We start from the raw sequence: 16,136 nt of genomic DNA, 5'->3' as shown, positions 1-16,136 counted from the left end.
GCTCAGCCCAGGATCGGGAGACGGCGCTCGCGGGCGAGCCGGTCCAGCGCCTCCTGCATGACGGCACGGACGTGGGCGTCGACGGCGTCGATGTCGGGGTCTTCACCGAACTCGGCGATGATGTCGATGGGCTCGCAGACCTGCATGACGATCTTGGTGGGCAGCGGCAGGTTGACCGGGAGCACCGCGGAGAGCCCGAACGGGAAACCGAACGAGATCGGCAGGATCTTGACCCGCATCAGTTTGTCCAGCCTCAGGGCCTTGGCCAGGCCGGTGCCGCGGGAGAGATAGAACTGACTCTCCTGGCCTCCGATGCCGACCGTCGGCACCAGCGGAACGCCCGCGTTGATCGCGGCGCGGATGTAGCCCTTACGACCTCCGAAGTCGATCGTGTTCTCTTCCAGGGTGGGCCGATACACGTCGTAATCGCCGCCGGGGAACACCACCACCACGCCACCGGAGCGCAGCGCTTCGTCGGCATTGGCGTGGTTGGCCGGGATGAAGCCGGTCTTGCGGAAGAAGTCGGCGGTGAATCCGGTGAAGATGAGGTCGTGGCTGAGCGTGTAGACCGGACGGTCGTAGCCGAAGGTGTCGTAGAAGCCGGTGGCGAATACCGGGACGTCCATTGCGAACAGGCCGCCGGAGTGGTTCGAGACCACCAGGGCGCCGCCGGCGGGGAATGTTTCCAGGCCCCGGACCTCGGAGCGGTGGTAGCCCTTGATGAACGGCCGTAGCAGGCCCATGACCCGTTCGGTCAGTCCCGGATCCCACTTGGTGATGGGCCGCGGGACCTCGTCCGACCAGTCGTTGTCAGGCGTGTCCACCGCGGCCCCCTCAATTGAAACGTGTTCTAGTTTTGCCCATGTTACCGGCTCAGGCCCGGCGATGGATACCATCAGCGCACTGTTCTCCAGAGCGAGGGGAGTTCCGCATCGACCTGCAGGCGTACTTCGACCGCATCGGCTATCGCGGGGGTACCGAACCCACGCATGACACGCTCGCCGCCCTGGTGGCCGCGCACGTCCGCCGCATCCCCTTTGAGAATCTCGATCCGTTGATGGGTGTGCCGGTGATCGACCTCAGTGCCGGCGCGCTGACTGCCAAGCTGGTGGCGCGAGCCCGCGGCGGCTACTGCTACGAGCACAACAACCTGATGCGCGAGGTGCTCTGCGAGCTCGGATACGGTGCCGAGCGGCTGGCTGCCCGGGTGGTGTGGATGACCCCGCACGGAGTGGACGGCCCGCCGAGCCCGCAGACCCACCAGGCGCTGGCGGTGACGATCCCGGGAGCAGATCAGCGGTATCTGGTGGACGTCGGCTTCGGCGGGCAGACGCCGCCGTCACCCCTCCCGATGGTCTCCGATCTTGTTCAGCAGACCTCCCACGAGCCGTTTCGGCTTCTTCAGAGCGGAAGCGACTCCGACCAGTGGGTGGTCGAGACGCTGATCGGTGAGCGTTGGCGGCCGCTCTACATCCTGGGTATGCAGCCCCGGCCGCTGATCGACATGCAGGTGGGCAGTTGGTATGTGTCGACCTACCCCGAGTCGAACTTCGTCGTGGGCCTCAGTGCGGCGCTGGTGACCGATGACGCCCGCTGGAATCTGCGCGGGCGGCACCTGGCCATCCACGCCGGTGGCGGTACCGAGCGGGTGCGCTTCGACGATGCCGCGCAGGTGTGCGTGGCGCTGACCGACCGGTTCGGCATCGACCTGACCGGCCTGGGCGACGTGGAGGCCAAGGTGGCCGCGGTCTTGGACACCTGATGATCAGAACAGTGCTGGCCGGACTGCTCACGGCCGCGGGTCTGGCGTTCGCCGGCCCCGTGTCGGGCGCGCCGATGCCCGGGATCGAGCTGCTGGACGACAACAGCAGCTGTACGGCGGGCTTCGTCACTCAAAACAACGCTGGCGACTACTTCCTGTTGACCAGCGGACACTGCGACTCTCATGACGGCTCGGAGTGGACCGATGTCTTCGAGACACCCCTGGGTCGGATCACTGCAAGCGAGAACAACGGCGAGGACCGCGACGCCGCCATCATCCGGCTCGACCCGGCCGCCGGCCAGCCCAACGGCAGGATCGCCGGGCGCTACCCGGTGGCCAATGTGTTGACCGCCGATCAGATTCACGTGGGGATGACGATCTGCAAGATCGGCGCGCAGACCGGTGAGACCTGCGGGCCGGTCTCGGCGATCGTCGGCAACCTTGTGGAGACCGACGTCTACAGCACCATCGGAGACAGCGGCAGTCCGGGCTATGTGGTCAATCCGGATGGCACCGTCAGTGCGGTCGGTCTGCTGATGGGCGGACCGGTGGACGACGACTATTCCACCGACTTCGTCCTGCTGGATCCGTTCCTGCGGCAGTGGGGTTTGCACGTGGTGCGTTAGAACGTCGCGATTCCGGCTACCAGCGCTTCAACTAGGTGCATGCTGGAATGATGGGTCACTTCAAGAGCAATGTGCGCGACCTGGAATTCAATCTGTTCGAAGTGCTGGGGCTGGAGCAATGCCTGGCTGACGGTGCGTTCGGAGATCTCGATGGCGACACGGTTCGCCAGATGCTGGCCGAAGCCGCCCGGCTGGCCGAGGGGCCAGTGGCCGAATCCTTTGCCGCCAGCGACCGCCATCCACCGGTGTTTGATCCGGCCACTCACCACGTGACACTGCCCGAGCCCTTCAAAGAATCGCTGCGGGCCTGGAAGGAGGGTGAATGGTTCCGAATCGGGCTGGCCGAAGAGGTCGGCGGAGTGCCGGCGCCTGCCATGGTGTCCTGGGCCATCAACGAACTGGCGCTGGGCGCCAACCCCGCGGTGTTCATCTTTATGGCCGGCCCGATCTTCGCCAACATCCTCTACCACCTGGGTAACGAGCAGCAGCGGCATTGGGCCGCCATGGCGATCGACCGGAACTGGGCCGCCACCATGGTGCTCACCGAACCCGACGCGGGCTCGGACGTCGGTGCGGGCCGCACCAAGGCCGTCGAGCAGCCCGATGGCAGCTGGCATATCGACGGTGTCAAGCGCTTCATCACCAACGGTGACACCGACGACCTCTTCGAGAACATCATGCATATGACCCTGGCCCGCCCCGAGGGCGCCGGGCCGGGAACCAAGGGCCTCAGCCTGTTTCTGGTGCCCAAGTACCTGCCCGATCCCGAGACCGGGGAGCCGGGCGAGCGCAACGGCGTGTTCGTCACCGGGTTGGAACACAAGATGGGGCTGAAGGTTTCGACCACGTGCGAACTCACCTTCGGTCAGCACGGCGTCCCGGCCAAGGGGTGGCTGGTCGGCGACACCCGTAACGGGATCGCGCAGATGTTCCATGTCATCGAGTACGCGCGAATGATGGTCGGTACCAAGGCAATCGCCACGTTGTCCACCGGGTATCTCAATGCTCTGGAGTATGCCAAGACCCGCATCCAGGGGGCCGACCTGACGCAGATGACAGATAAGACCGCGCCGCGGGTGACAATCATCCACCACCCGGATGTGCGGCGGGCCCTGATGATGCAGAAGGTCTACGCCGAAGGCATGCGTGCGCTGTACCTCTACACCGCGGCCCACCAGAACCCGCAGGTCGCCATGCACGTGTCCGGCGCCGACTCCGAGATGGCCGAACGCGTCAATGACCTACTGCTCCCCATCGTCAAAGGGGTCGGCTCGGAACGGGCCTATCAATACCTGACCGAGTCACTACAGACGTTCGGTGGCTCGGGCTTCCTGCAGGACTACCCGATCGAGCAGTACATCCGCGACGCCAAGATCGACTCGCTCTACGAGGGCACCACCGCGATCCAGGCGCAGGATTTCTTCTTTCGCAAGATCGCCCGCGATCGTGGTGTGGCGCTGGCTCATCTGGTCGGCCAGATAGAGGCCTTACTGGACAGCGCCGACGGTCACCCGGAACTGGCCGACTCACGCAAACTGCTGGCGACCGCGCTCGACGACGCGCGAGCCATGGTGGCAGCTATGACCGGATACATGCTCGGGTCGCAACAGGAACCCCGTGAGCTTTATCGGGTGGGCTTGGGCTCGGTGCGGTTTCTGCTGGCGGTCGGTGACCTGGTGATCGGCTGGCTGTTACTGCGGCAGGCCGAGATCGCGATGACCGCGCTGGACCAAGGGGCATCCGGCGACGAACAGAACTTCTACCGCGGAAAGGTCGCCGCGGCACGGTTCTTCGCAGCCAACGTCCTACCCCGGCTGGGGTCGGATCGGCTCATCGTGGAGAGCGAGGACCTCGCGGTGATGGACCTGGCTGAGGACGCCTTCTGAGCACCGCCGAAAGGTAAGGCCACCGGCGGGCGCGATCGAGATCTCTCCCGCGCCGCCGGTGGCCTTGCTCCTTGAGCGACGTTCTCAGCCCTGCAATGTGTAGCCCATCGGCATCAGGACGCTCTTCTGCTGGGTGAAGTGCTCGACGCCCTCTTTGCCGTTCTCCCGGCCGATGCCGGAGTTCTTGAAGCCGCCGAACGGGCAGCACGGGTCGAAGGCGTACCAGTTGATTCCATAGGTGCCGGTCCGGATCTTGCTCGCGATCTCGATCCCGCGCGGGACGTCGGCGGTCCACACGCTGCCCGCCAGTCCGTACACCGAGTCGTTGGCGATCGCGATCGCGTCGTCCACGGTGTCGTAGGCGATGATCGACAGCACCGGCCCGAAGATCTCCTCCTGGGCGATGGTCATGGAGTTGTCGACGTCGGCAAACACCGTCGGCTCGACGAAGAAGCCGCTGTCCAGTCCCTCGGGCCGGCCGCCGCCGCACACCAGCCGGGCGCCTTCCTCGATGCCCTTGGCGATGTAGCCCTCAACCCGCTCGCGCTGCTTCTCGCTGATCAGCGAACCGATCTGGGCGCCCGGGTCATCCGGCAGGCCGACCGGCAGCGCGGTGACGAAGTTCTTGACTGCCTCCACGATCTCCTCGTAGCGGGACCGCGGCGCCAGGATGCGAGTCTGTGCCACGCAGGCCTGCCCGGTGTTCATGATCCCGGAGAACACCAGCATGGGGATGGCCGAGGCCAGGTCGACGTCTTCGAGCACGATGGAGGCCGACTTGCCGCCGAGCTCCAGCGTGCACGGCTTGAGCAGGTCTGCGGCGCGCTTGCCGATCTCCTTGCCCACCCCGGAGCTGCCGGTGAAGGAGAAGATGTCCACGTCCGGGTTGGAGGTCAGGGCCTGGCCGGTCTCGGCGCCGCCCGGCACCACCGACAGCACGCCTTCGGGCAGGCCCGCGTCGGCGAACGTCTGCGCCAGCAGGTTCGCGCTGAACGGCGTCTCGGCGGCCGGCTTGAGCACCACCGTGCACCCGGCCAGCAGCGCCGGCCCCAGCTTGTTGACCGCCAGGAACAGCGGCACGTTCCACGCCACGATCGCACCGACCACGCCGATCGGTTCGCGTCGAACGATGGTCTGGCCGTAGGCGCCGGTGCGGATCTCTTCCCAGGTGACCTCGTCGGCGGCCGGGCCGGCGAAGAAGTTCAGCGCGCCCAGCGAGCTCATCCAGTGCATCGTCTCGACACTCAGCGGGGGCTGGCCGGTCTCGGCGCCCAGCAACGCGGTGAACTGGTCCTTGCGCTCTTCCATCAGCTTGATGGCGGCGGCGATGACCTTGGCTCGTTCGGCCGGCGGCGTGGACGGCCACGGTCCGGAGTCGAAGGCGACGCGGGCGGCGGCGACGGCATTGTCGACGTCGGCCTTGGTGGCCAGCGGCACCTTGCCGACGTACTTGCCGGTGGCCGGGCTGTGCACCTCAATGACCTGATCGGTCGCGGGGGCGGTCCACTTGCCGCCGATGAAGAGGGTGTCGTATTCGGTGATGCTGGAGTCCATGGGCGTCACCCTACCTAGCGGACGGGCGGATTAGAACACGTTGCAGTCAATGGGTTCGGTTGGGCTGCAGAACCAGCACCAGATTGCTCACGCCGAACTCGCGAATGCCCGGCGCGGAAGTGATCGGCCATGCCCATCGCGGGTGATAGCGGGGGAAAGCGGCGACCAGGGCGCCGGTGTGGCGGGCCCAGTCCAGCCCCTCAGCGGCCGACACCGCGAACAACGACGAGCCGTAGTTGTTCTTCGGCGGATGGCCATGGCGGCGGGTGTAACGCCGGGCGGCGCGCCGCCCACCCAGATAGTGCGTCAGGCCCATCTCATGGCCGCCGAACGGACCCAGCCACACCGTGTAGGACAGCACCACCAGCCCGCCCGGCCGGGTGACGCGCAGCATCTCGCCGCCGAGCTGCCAGGGCCGCGGCACATGCTCGGCGACGTTGGACGACAGGCAGATGTCGACGCTGGCATCGGCGAAAGGCAGCGCCATACCCGAGGCCCGGACAAAACTGCCGGTGGCGTCGGCTGGTCGAGGTCCCGCTGCGTGCATCTCGTTCGCGTCGGGCTCCACGCCGATGTAGCGCAGTCCCGCCGCGGCGAACGCGCTGGCGAAGTAGCCGGGCCCGCCGCCGACGTCCAGCAGTGTCCTGCCGGCCGGGTCGTCGCTGCGCGTGCCCCGCCACAGGTCGGTGATCATGGTGGCCGTGTCGCTGGCCAGTGCGCCGTAAAACCGGGCCGGAGCGGTCTGCTCGTAGCGGAACTGCGACAGCAGGCGCACCGACCGGGTCAGTGTCGCGCGGCGCGCGAACAAATCGGTGGCGGCCACCGAGCCAGCCTAGATGTCGGCCGCCCAACGTGAACGTGGCTTCACGCCGGCGGGCCGAACGTGCAGCTGGCTTCACGCTCGGCGGAGAGGGGAGACGGCCGACTACCCTGGTGGGCGTGTCTGCTGTGCGTTCGGTCCTGCTGCTGTGCTGGCGTGACACCGGGCATCCACAGGGCGGCGGCAGCGAGACCTACCTGCAGCGCATCGGTGCCGAGCTGGCCGCCGCCGGCGTCGCGGTCACCTTGCGCACCGCGCGTTATCCGGGAGCCCCCCGAACCGAAGTCGTCGACGGGGTGCGGATCAGCCGCCGCGGCGGCCCGTACACGGTGTACCTCTGGGCGGGCGCGGCCATGGTCGCCGCCCGGGTCGGTCTCGGGTCGCTGCGGGCGGTACGGCCCGACGCGGTGATCGACACTCAGAACGGCCTTCCATTCCTGGCGCGGCTGGCCTACGGCCGACGGGTGGCGGTGCTGGTGCACCACTGCCACCGTGAGCAGTGGCCGGTGGCCGGGCCGGTGCTCAGCCGGATCGGCTGGCTGGTGGAGTCACGGTTGTCGCCCCGGCTGAACCGGCGCAACCAGTACCTGACCGTCTCGCTGCCTTCGGTGCGTGACCTGATCGAGTTGGGGGTGGGCGCCGAACGCATCGCGGTGGTGCGCAACGGCCTCGACGAGGCGCCGTCGGCCACCCTGACCTCCTCTCGCTCGCCGACGCCGCGCGTGGTGGTGTTGTCGCGGTTGGTGCCGCACAAGCAGATCGAGGACGCCCTGGACGCAGTCGCCGCGCTGCGGGACCGGGTGCCCGGCCTGCATCTCGACGTGATCGGCGGCGGCTGGTGGGATGAACGCCTGGGGGAGCACGCCGCGGAGCTGGGGATCACCGACGCGGTCACCTTCCACGGCCACGTGGACGAGGTCGCCAAGCATGAACTGGTGCAACGGGCGTGGGTGCACGTGCTGCCCTCTCGCAAAGAGGGCTGGGGCCTGGCGGTCATCGAAGCGGGCCAACACGGCGTCCCCACCATTGGCTACCGGGCCTCCGGAGGGTTGACCGATTCGATTGTCGACGGTGTCACCGGGGTGTTGGTCGATGACCGCGACGAGCTGGTCGCCCAACTGCACCGGCTGCTCACCGATCCGGTGCTGCGTGAGCAGCTCGGCGCCAAGGCGCAGGATCGCAGCGCCGAATTCTCCTGGCGCCAGAGCGCCGAGGGCCTGTACACGGTGTTGGAGGCCGTCCGGGAGCGCCGCTACGTCAACGGCGTGATCTGACGCGCGAGCCCCATGACCAGCCCGGGACGTCTCCTCAGGGCGTGCGCGGCCAGGGTTGGAGTTGCTCGAGTTGGGCGGCGAGGCCCAGCAGAGTCCGTTCCGATCCTGGTCTGCCGACCAACTGCACGCAGACGGGTTGGCCGTGATGATCGAGTCCGGCGGGCACCGTCATTGCGGGCCACCCGACCATGTTCCAGGGCGCGGCAAAGGGGGCGTAGCGCGCATTGGCGAGTATGGAGGCGAGCCAGCCGCGCTCGGACCAGCGTCGCGACCTGATCGGAGGTTGAGCCAGGGCCGGTGTGATCAAGACATCGGTGTCGGTGAAGAAATCCAGCGCGCGGCGCCGCCACACCTCGCGTCCCTTGGGGTGGGCAAGGCCGCGCCGGTAGACCGCATCGCCGATCCGCACATGGACACGGTTGCGCCGTTCCAGTTGCGAGACATCGGTCGATGCATGTGCGTCGGCGGCGACGCCCGCGGTCCACAACGCCAGGGCGGTGGTACTCATCAGCGTGGCCGGGTAACGCGGGGTCGCCGACCGAACGACGTGAACGGCGCGCAGCAGATCAGCGCTGCGACGGGCCGCCTCGGCCCACGCGCGCGCCACCGGCGTCGCCGGTCCGGGAGCCGACGTCGACACGGCGATGCGCAGCGCGGACGGTTCGCTCAGTACCGCCGCGCCGGGGTCATCGGCCATCACCGAGAACATCAGTGCGGCGTCGGCGACCGTGGTCGCCAGCGGTCCGTTCTCCGACATGCCGCCCCACGAGGCCTGTGGATCGCCGACCGGCACCACCCCCAGACCGGGCTTGAGGCCGACCAAGCCGCAGCACGCCGCGGGGATCCGAATCGAGCCCATGCCGTCGTTTCCGTGGGCGATGGGCACCGCCCCCGATGAGACCGCGGCCGCGGATCCGCCGGAAGAGCCTCCGGGGGTGCGCTGGAGGTTCCACGGATTTCGGGTGACGCCGAAGGCGGAATCGGTTGCGCCCCAAACGCAGAGCTCGGGGACGCGGGTAAGACCGACGATCACTGCACCGGCCGCGCGGAGTCGGTGAACGATCTCGTGATCGGAGGTCTGCGGTGTGGCGATCGTGGCCAGGGAGCCGTCGCGCATCGGTTCGCCGGCGACGGCGATGTTGTCCTTGATGGCGATCGGAACGCCCGCCAGCGGGAGCGAACCGCGGTCCGCGCGCTCATCGACGGCATCCGCCTCGGCCAACGCCGCGTCATGGCGGATCACCTGCCACGCATTGAACTCCGGCTGCGTCTGCTCGATGCGGTGCAGCGCCTGCTCCGTCGCGGTTCGGGCCGTCAGCGTTCCGCGGTGAACCGCAGCCGCGATCTCGGTCGCCGTGTGCTCCACACCGTGACCCTATCTCGGCCTCGGGCGTCGGACCGGGGCATACTGGCCCAAAAGTGCGCAGACAGCGGGAGGTGCATCGATGCCCGACGATCAGGCCACGCCGGTGTTGCTCTACGACGGCGTCTGCGGAATCTGCAATCGATCGGTCCAGACGATTCTGCGGTTCGACCGGCGCGGCACGCTGCGATTCGCGGCATTGGACAGCGACTTCGCACGCGCCGTCATTGAGCGCCATCCGGGGCTGCAGGATCTCGATTCGATGGTCTTCGTCCAGAATCCAGGCTGGCCCGATGAGCGGATCGATGTGCGTTCGGCGGCGGCTCTGCAGGTGCTGAGCTATCTCGGTGGTTCCTTCCGGCTGCTGCTGGCGCTGCGCCTCATTCCGGCAGGACTGCGCGACCGGCTCTATGACCGCTTCGCGGCGATCCGCTACCGGCTCGGCGGCAGGCATGACACCTGCCCGCTGCCGGCTCCCGGCGTGCGTGCCCGCTTCCTGGACGCCTAGGTGCCTGTCGCGGCATATCTAGTCGACACGTTCACCGCGGTGGGGTTCCGGGGGAACCCCACCGGGGTGGTGCTGCTGGACGGTCCGGCCGACACCTCATGGATGCAGGCGCTGGCAGCGGAGTTCAACCAGCCGGCAACAGCTTTCATCGGTCCGGTCAACGCTGAGGCTGGTCCACGGGTGCTGCGGTGGTTCAGCCCGATTGCCGAACTGGCATTGTGCGGTTCGGGCACCTTGGCCAGTGCTCATGTCCTGGGTGGGGATCAGTGCTTCCAGGCGGGCTCCCGGCTGCTGTCCTGCACGACGGGTGCTGACGGTGCGATCAGCATGGGCTTTCCGGCGGACCCGGTGCGCAGCGAGTCGCTGACGCCGGAGCTGGTGGCGGGCTTGCCCGGGGTGAGCATCCGGTCGGTGTGGCGAGGCGGCCTGGACGTGATGGTGGAGGCCGGATCGGCCGCCGAGGTCCGTGCTCTGCGGCCGGACACGGCGTCGCTGGCGAAGGTCGAGGCACGCGCGGTCGTGGTGACGGCCGCCGGTGACGGCGGGGCCGACATCGTGAGCCGGGTCTTCGCGCCCCGCTTCGGAGTGCCCGAGGATCCGGTCACCGGCTCGGCGCACTGCACCCTTGCCGCGCTGTGGGCGCAGCGTCTGGGTGTCGAGGAGTTCTCGGCCGAGCAGGCCTCCGAGCGAGGCGGGGAGCTGCGGGTTCGGTGTGACGGCGATCGGGTCATCTTGATCGGGCGCGCCGTGACCGTCTTGCGCGGCGAACTTCGCATCTAGTTCCAGTCGCGTACGCGTCGGCGTATCGACGTCACCGCCAGACCTCCCGCGCCCACCAGCAGCATGGCCAGCCACACCAGGTGGGCGGCGATCGCGGCCCGGCGCGCGCCGGCCGCGGCCTTGGGCGCGCGACCACCGACCCGGTACACGGTGAGGTCGGCGTCGCGGTAGGACACCGGCAGTCGCGTCAGTGTCTTGGCCGCCGAGCCGATCTGGCCGTCCACATCCGTCTCTTTGACCACCCAGCCCACCCCCTTCACGCCCAGCGTGGCGGGGTCGGCCCCCGACAACAGTGCTTCCTGCACCTCGCGGGCGTGCGTGCCCTCGCCGGGCACCCTCTGGTCACCGACCGTCAGATCACCGGTGCTGAGCACCTCGGCGCGCACCCAGCGGGGCAAGGGATCGAGGACCGGAGCCGTTCCGGCCCAGGAGAAGTGGCGCATGGTGTCGGCCGGCAACACCGCCACCGGCCGGGGATCAGCGTTGATCGTGGCGGCCACCGTTGCCCACCCCGGGGGGTAGTGCACCGGAGCGACTCGACCTGCCACTCCCCAGGCCAAGTCGGGCAGGACGAGGATCAGAGCCAGACAGCACACCAGGGCCGCCCGCGCCGGCGGCAACCGATCCCGCAGTCGCAGGACCGCGCCGGCCCCGGCCAGCAGGTAGCCGGGCAGCGCCAGCGCAACCCACTTCTGGCCGTCGCGCAGCATCCCGAGCCCGGGCGCGACGTCCGTGGCCCAGCGCAGCAGGACCAGGCCCGGCCCGGTGGCCAACAGCGCGAACAGCAGCACCGTCGAGCCCGCCAGGATCAGCAGTGGGCGAACCGCGGGCAGGTCTCGGACCGCCGACCACCCCGCAGCCAGCACGCCGACGAACACTGCCGTCGCCACGAGTGCGAAAGCCGTTCGCCGTGAGCCGGGCACGGCCTCGGCGTTCCAGATCCCGCCGAGCCCGGCCAGACTGCCCAGCGTGCCCAGTCCGGGTTCGGCACGGGCCGCGAACGCCGTCGCCCCGAGCGCCTCGCCGCGCGCGGACCCCGAGCTCAGGGCCAACGCCATCAGCCAGGGCAGCGCGGCCGTTGCCGCGATCGCGACCGTGCTCACCGCGCACCACCAGCGTGGCGGTCCACAGCCTGGCCCTGCCACGCAGACCAGCGCCACCACCGCGGCCAGAATCAGTCCGGTCGGGGTCAGCCCGGCCAGTGCCAGAAAGAAGACCAATCCCCACAGTCCGGAGGCGCCGGAGCGCAGCCTGAGCATCCACACCGCCACCCAGGGCAGGCAGCCGTACCCGACCAGCAGGCTCCAATGGCCCTGCAGCAGGCGCTCGGCCACATAGGGGTTCCAGATCGCCACCGTGATCGCCACCAGTTGACCGGGTAGCCCGGCCTCGGGAAGCGTCTCCGCGACCAGCCGAGCGGCACCGCAGCCGGCCAGCCAGAGGCCCGCGAACAGCAACGCCTTGACCACGGAGCCGCCGTCGAACATCCGCGATGCCAGCGCCACCGCGAAGTCCTGCGGCACCGCGCGCGGCGCCGCTTCGCCCAGACCCAGGGCCGATCCGGTCAGATACGACCTCGGTGTCGAGACGGCGTCGCGCAGCAGCAGGTAACCCGGGCGCAGCAGGGGCGCCAGGATGAGCAGAGTCAGTCCAAGTGCATAGCACGGCGGAGCCCAGCGCCTGGCTCGCACCACCGCGGAACTACGGCTGGTCGGGAGCCGAATCCGGGGTTCCGCGATCCGGGGGGCTCGACTCCGGTGGCCCCGCCGGGCGGTCCAGCTGGGGACGTTGCGTCGGCAGTTTTTCGGTCTCGGCCTCAGCGCCCGAAGGACGTTCGGCCGTGGGTGCCTTGGGTGCGAAACCGCCGAAGAATCCACCGTCGTCCCGCCCGGCACGACCCAGTGCCGCCTCGGCGGGCAGGCTGAACCAGCCGATCAGCACGCCGCCGATCAGGCAGATCAACCCCGCGGCGGTGAAGGTGATCGGCAGGATGCGCGACCACAGAGCAAATCGGTCGCGTTCGTTGCGGGCCGCGTTGACCTGCGCTTCGATGGTCTCTTCAGCGCTGGTGACCGTGTAGTCGGCCAGCGCGACCTCCGGCTTGAGCGGGTCGCGGGCGTAGTAGTGGTTGGCGTGCACCTTGGACTTCACGATGGTGCCCGAGACCGGGTCCACCCACATGGTCCGCTGCGCGGCGTAGTACCGCGTCATGGTGACGTCCTCGTCGGGGTCGGCGCCCTCGATGTTCCAGATCCTGCCCGGGGCGGTGATCTCACCGTCTTCGTCGTGGCCGTAGAGCGAGGGGTAGCGCACCGGCTCGGCCAGGCTGCCGTCACTGTCATAGCCGACGTTCTGCACGAATCGGTAGGTGGTCAGCCCGTTGACGTCGTCCTCGGCCTCATAGTTGGCCTCGTACGCCTTCTGCGCAATCGGGTCGAAGTACTCGTAGGACTGCTTCTTGGTGTCGAAGGGGAACCGGTAGGTCAACCCCTCGTGGGGCAGCGCGATGTTGGTGGGCGGCGATTCGTCTTCGAAATTGCGCGGTCGCTGCACCGAGCCACCCGGGTGGGTGTCGTCCGAAATGGCCTGCGCGGTCGTGCGGTTCAAGGTGACCGTGTCGACGATCGCCAACAGCAGGCCGGAGTCCTTCTGCCGGTCCGCGCGCCGCAGCGAGGAGCCGACCTGCAGGGTCACGACGTCGGCATTGGCGGGCGACTCGACGGTGATCTGCTGCTGGGACACCAGCGGGACGTCCTGGTCGACGATGGCGTGTTCGCCGCCGAGGGACTCCGGGTCCAACGCCGCTCCGCTGCCGTTGCCGATCAGCGTGACGTCGATATCCAGCGGGATCTTCGCGATCTTGCCCACCGTGTAGGTGGACAGCAACAGTGCCGCGACCATCAGGGCGGCGCCGAGGCCCATGACTGCGCATGCCGCGATACGCATCATGATTGCTCGGTTCACGTCGCCGCTTCCTCCTTCAATCCGTACCTAAATCTGTTCGACCCTAACAGCACTAGGTGAAGCAGCTACTGTGTGTCCATCGATGCCCCGGTCGGAAATGAGATGAAACAGCAGGTGGGTGGCGCACGTGGCTTCCTGCCTGCTGTCGAGGGTATGCGGGCCTGCGCGGCGATCGGGGTGGTCATCACCCACGTGGCGTTTCAGACCGGGCATTCCTCGGGCATCAGCGGACGGCTGTGGGGCCGCTTCGACATGGCGGTGGCGGTGTTCTTCGCGCTGAGCGGATTCCTGTTGTGGCGCGGGCATGCCGCGGCCGCCCGCGGTCTGCGCCCCGCCCCGGCCGCCGGGCATTACCTGCGGTCGCGGGTGGTGCGAATTCTGCCGGCCTACCTGGTGGCCGTGGTGGTGATCCTGGCGCTGCTGCCCGATGCGGGCGGGGCCAGCCTGACCGTCTGGCTGGCGAATCTGACGCTGACGCAGATATACGTGCCGCTGACGCTGACACCGGGACTGACCCAGATGTGGAGCCTGGCGGTCGAGGTCAGCTTCTACCTGATGCTGCCGCTGCTGGCCTGGGGGGCACGGCGACTACCGGTTCGTGCCCGGATACCGGCGATCGCGGGATTGGCGCTGCTGAGCCTGGGGTGGGGGTTCCTGCGGATCCACACACCCGTCGGGGTGAACCCGCTGAACTGGGCACCGGCATACGGCTGCTGGTTCGGGGCAGGCATGTTGCTCGCCGAGTGGGTCTACACCCCGGTCGGCTGGGTGCACCGGCTGGCGCGTCGACGGCTGCCGATGGCATGCGTGACCCTGGTGGCGTTCGTCGTGGCGGCGTCACCCTTGGCGGGGCCCGAGGGGCTGACCTCGGCGACCGTGGGCCAGTTCATCGTGCGCACCGCCATGGGCGGTGTGCTGGCGTGGTCCCTGTTGGCCCCGCTGGTGCTGGACCGACCCGACGCGCGGCACCGGTTCTTAGCCAGCGCGCCGATGGTGACCTTGGGTCGATGGTCCTATGGGATCTTCATCTGGCACCTGGCGGCCCTGGACATGGTGTTCCCGGTGATCGGCAGATTTGCCTTCACCGGGGACATGGCGGTGGTGCTGGCGCTGACGATGGTGTTCACCGTCGCGATCGCCGCGGTCAGTTACGCCCTGGTGGAGCAGCCCTGCCGCGAGAAGTTGCGGGGCTGGGAGACCCGCCACCCGAAAGCAGGCGGCCAGGGCGCTCAGGCGGCCTTGCCGGACGGGGTGTACTCGGCCGCGTCGCTGGTGAATTCGGGCGTTCCGTAGGCCTTGAGCCGTTTCTTGAGCAGCCGGAGCACGTAGGCGTTGGTCGGGCCGCGCAGGCCGGGGATGCGTACGGCCTGTTGCACCAGCAGCAGGCGGCCGGTGACAAACGGTGCCGTCAGGGCGATCCGCAGATAGTCGCCCGCGCTGAGGGTGACGCTCATCTTGGCGGCCACGTCGCGTTTGCCGCCGCAGAAGGTCTTGACGAAGAAGGCCTTGCTGTAGCTCTTTTCGACCGCGTCGGCAATGCGCTCGCTCACGGTGTGCTCTTGCCGCAGGTAGGCGGCCATCGTCGAGCGGACGAGCTCTCCGCAGGTGGAGTCGTCGAAGTCGTCGCGCAGCAGCGCGGCGCGTGCGCTGAACACGCGGATGATCTCGTCGGGTGTGGTCGGCAGCATCTCCTCGGGAAGCCCGAGCAGAACGCAGCGATAGCGGGTGAACTCGACCTGCGCGCGCTCGCTCGACGTGAACTCCGTACGTCCCTGGCGGCGGGCGTCCATCGCCAGCACAAAGAGGTTGATCATCCCGGCCGGCATCTGGTCGATCTGCGGAATCGGTAGCCCGTAGATGCCGATGTCCCACTTCGGGGAGCGCTTGAGCGCGTTGAACCGCACCATCGAGTGCATCAGCCGCACCATGGCCGCGGCCTCAAAGCCGGGTCCGTACCGATCCAGCGCGCCGGGCAGGGTGGTGACGGCAAAGAAACTGGTGGTCTCGTTGACCCGGCCGGCCGCGCGTTTACCCGACAGTGCACCGGTCAGTGCCATGGGCAGCGCGGCATAGGTGTTCAGGAATGTCGCGATGAACGCGCCGCGGACCACGAACGGGGCCAGCAGCGCCATCGGCAGCCGGGAGTGCTCGGCGCCCTTGTGCACCAGGTCCATGTCCAGCCAGTCCGGCGTGGACTCCATGTCGGCGATGAACGCGGCCAGCTCCGGTGGCGCGTCCGGCACCGCATCGATGCCGTGACGGCACGCCTGCTTAAGCATGCCGATCAGGGTGCTGACGCTGTACTGGCCCATCAATGCCGCATAGGAATCCGACACCACGTCGCCCAGCCAGGTGGCCGTGGTAATCAGCTCGACGGCGGCCTCGTCGGCCAGCAGCTTTGCTCGGGTTTCGGGCTTGCCCGGCAGCGACGCGACGTCATTGGGGTCGGTCGTGGTGCGGTAGGGCTGCACATCGAAGTCCAGGCCCGCGTAGAGCTCGGGCAGCAGTTCGGCCTGACGGCGGACGCGCTCGTAGAGCTCGGGGTAGTGCGTGGGCATCCAAAGACCTCCGGTAGTGAGCGGATCCTCTGCGCAATGGC

Annotated in this window: 14 protein-coding genes; 7 read left to right on the top strand and 7 right to left on the bottom strand. The window is 68.3% G+C overall.

Annotated features, from left to right (window positions below; translation table 11 throughout):
- Positions 1-2: 2 nt before the first annotated feature.
- Positions 3-743, bottom strand: coding sequence for a 1-acyl-sn-glycerol-3-phosphate acyltransferase (locus tag BST15_RS06750; protein ID WP_234708209.1), 741 nt, complete (start codon positions 741-743; stop codon positions 3-5).
- 119 nt (positions 744-862) lie between these two features.
- On the opposite strand from BST15_RS06750, the gene BST15_RS06745 reads away from it, so the two are divergent.
- The 3 genes from BST15_RS06745 to BST15_RS06735 are packed head-to-tail and all read left to right on the top strand — an operon-like array spanning position 863 to position 4,274.
- The gene (locus BST15_RS06745; protein WP_083070873.1) at positions 863-1,762 is read left to right on the top strand and encodes an arylamine N-acetyltransferase family protein; all 900 of its coding nucleotides are present in this window, start codon (positions 863-865) and stop codon (positions 1,760-1,762) included.
- Positions 1,762-2,388 carry a S1 family peptidase gene (locus BST15_RS06740; protein WP_052751373.1) on the top strand — a complete coding sequence of 209 codons (627 nt, stop codon included), beginning with the start codon at positions 1,762-1,764 and terminating at the stop codon, positions 2,386-2,388. The genes BST15_RS06745 and BST15_RS06740 overlap by 1 nt, the downstream gene beginning before the upstream one ends.
- Positions 2,389-2,438: 50 nt before the next feature.
- Positions 2,439-4,274 (top strand): acyl-CoA dehydrogenase, encoded by a 1,836-nt coding sequence (locus tag BST15_RS06735; protein WP_046190771.1) that lies wholly within the window; start codon positions 2,439-2,441, stop codon positions 4,272-4,274.
- Positions 4,275-4,358: 84 nt separating this feature from the next.
- Here the strand turns inward: BST15_RS06735 and BST15_RS06730 are convergent, their stop codons facing one another.
- Both BST15_RS06730 and BST15_RS06725 read right to left on the bottom strand, forming a co-directional pair.
- Positions 4,359-5,828, bottom strand: a complete 1,470-nt coding sequence (locus BST15_RS06730; RefSeq protein WP_046190764.1) for an aldehyde dehydrogenase — start codon at positions 5,826-5,828, stop codon at positions 4,359-4,361.
- A gap of 46 nt (positions 5,829-5,874) precedes the next feature.
- Positions 5,875-6,651: a class I SAM-dependent methyltransferase gene (locus BST15_RS06725; protein WP_046190765.1), complete on the bottom strand. Its 777-nt coding sequence runs from the start codon at positions 6,649-6,651 to the stop codon at positions 5,875-5,877.
- A 116-nt stretch (positions 6,652-6,767) separates the two neighbouring features.
- Here BST15_RS06725 and BST15_RS06720 point away from each other — a divergent pair, with 116 nt between their 5' ends.
- Complete coding sequence (locus BST15_RS06720) at positions 6,768-7,922, top strand: glycosyltransferase family 4 protein (protein WP_046190772.1); 1,155 nt, start codon at positions 6,768-6,770, stop codon at positions 7,920-7,922.
- A gap of 34 nt (positions 7,923-7,956) precedes the next feature.
- Here BST15_RS06720 and BST15_RS06715 read toward each other — a convergent pair whose 3' ends face one another.
- On the bottom strand, positions 7,957-9,288 hold the full coding sequence (locus tag BST15_RS06715) for an amidase (protein WP_046190766.1): 1,332 nt from the start codon (positions 9,286-9,288) through the stop codon (positions 7,957-7,959).
- Between the two features lie 79 nt (positions 9,289-9,367).
- On the opposite strand from BST15_RS06715, the gene BST15_RS06710 reads away from it, so the two are divergent.
- Together BST15_RS06710 and BST15_RS06705 are read left to right on the top strand one after the other, a co-directional pair.
- Complete coding sequence (locus tag BST15_RS06710; protein WP_046190767.1) at positions 9,368-9,793, top strand: thiol-disulfide oxidoreductase DCC family protein; 426 nt, start codon at positions 9,368-9,370, stop codon at positions 9,791-9,793.
- Positions 9,794-10,573 carry a PhzF family phenazine biosynthesis protein gene (locus tag BST15_RS06705; RefSeq protein ID WP_046190768.1) on the top strand — a complete coding sequence of 260 codons (780 nt, stop codon included), beginning with the start codon at positions 9,794-9,796 and terminating at the stop codon, positions 10,571-10,573.
- Here BST15_RS06705 and BST15_RS06700 read toward each other — a convergent pair.
- Positions 10,570-12,267: an MmpA family trehalose lipid delivery protein gene (locus BST15_RS06700; RefSeq protein ID WP_046686358.1), complete on the bottom strand. Its 1,698-nt coding sequence runs from the start codon at positions 12,265-12,267 to the stop codon at positions 10,570-10,572. The two genes, BST15_RS06705 and BST15_RS06700, sit on opposite strands and share 4 nt — an antisense overlap.
- A 7-nt stretch (positions 12,268-12,274) precedes the next feature.
- Positions 12,275-13,537, bottom strand: coding sequence for a cell envelope lipid trafficking protein PgfA (gene pgfA / locus BST15_RS06695; RefSeq protein ID WP_052751372.1), 1,263 nt, complete (start codon positions 13,535-13,537; stop codon positions 12,275-12,277).
- Between the two features lie 102 nt (positions 13,538-13,639).
- Here pgfA and BST15_RS06690 point away from each other — a divergent pair, with 102 nt between their 5' ends.
- Entirely contained in the window at positions 13,640-14,830 is a 1,191-nt protein-coding gene (locus BST15_RS06690) for an acyltransferase family protein (RefSeq protein WP_234708208.1), read from the top strand.
- On the opposite strand, the gene BST15_RS06685 is transcribed toward BST15_RS06690, so the two are convergent.
- A complete protein-coding gene (locus BST15_RS06685) occupies positions 14,767-16,095 on the bottom strand; it encodes an oxygenase MpaB family protein (protein WP_046188690.1) in 1,329 nt (442 codons plus the stop codon). The genes BST15_RS06690 and BST15_RS06685 overlap by 64 nt on opposite strands.
- Positions 16,096-16,136 lie beyond the last annotated feature (41 nt).

Origin of the sequence: Mycolicibacter arupensis, from assembly GCF_002086515.1 — a bacterium.
GTDB classification, from domain to species: Bacteria; Actinomycetota; Actinomycetes; order Mycobacteriales; family Mycobacteriaceae; genus Mycobacterium; species Mycobacterium arupense.
The sequence above is the reverse complement of the archived record's forward strand: the minus strand, read 5'-3'. Positions and strand labels throughout refer to the sequence as shown.

Bases quoted from the DNA above. Each gene is read 5' to 3' on its own strand.
- BST15_RS06750 (WP_234708209.1), bottom strand. From the start codon at position 743: ATGGGCCTGCTACGGCCGTTCATCAAGGGCTACCACCGCTCCGAGGTC.
- BST15_RS06745 (WP_083070873.1), top strand. From the start codon at position 863: ATGTTACCGGCTCAGGCCCGGCGATGGATACCATCAGCGCACTGTTCT.
- BST15_RS06740 (WP_052751373.1), top strand. From the start codon at position 1,762: ATGATCAGAACAGTGCTGGCCGGACTGCTCACGGCCGCGGGTCTGGCG.
- BST15_RS06735 (WP_046190771.1), top strand. From the start codon at position 2,439: ATGGGTCACTTCAAGAGCAATGTGCGCGACCTGGAATTCAATCTGTTC.
- BST15_RS06730 (WP_046190764.1), bottom strand. From the start codon at position 5,828: ATGGACTCCAGCATCACCGAATACGACACCCTCTTCATCGGCGGCAAG.
- BST15_RS06710 (WP_046190767.1), top strand. From the start codon at position 9,368: ATGCCCGACGATCAGGCCACGCCGGTGTTGCTCTACGACGGCGTCTGC.
- BST15_RS06690 (WP_234708208.1), top strand. From the start codon at position 13,640: ATGAAACAGCAGGTGGGTGGCGCACGTGGCTTCCTGCCTGCTGTCGAG.
- BST15_RS06685 (WP_046188690.1), bottom strand. From the start codon at position 16,095: ATGCCCACGCACTACCCCGAGCTCTACGAGCGCGTCCGCCGTCAGGCC.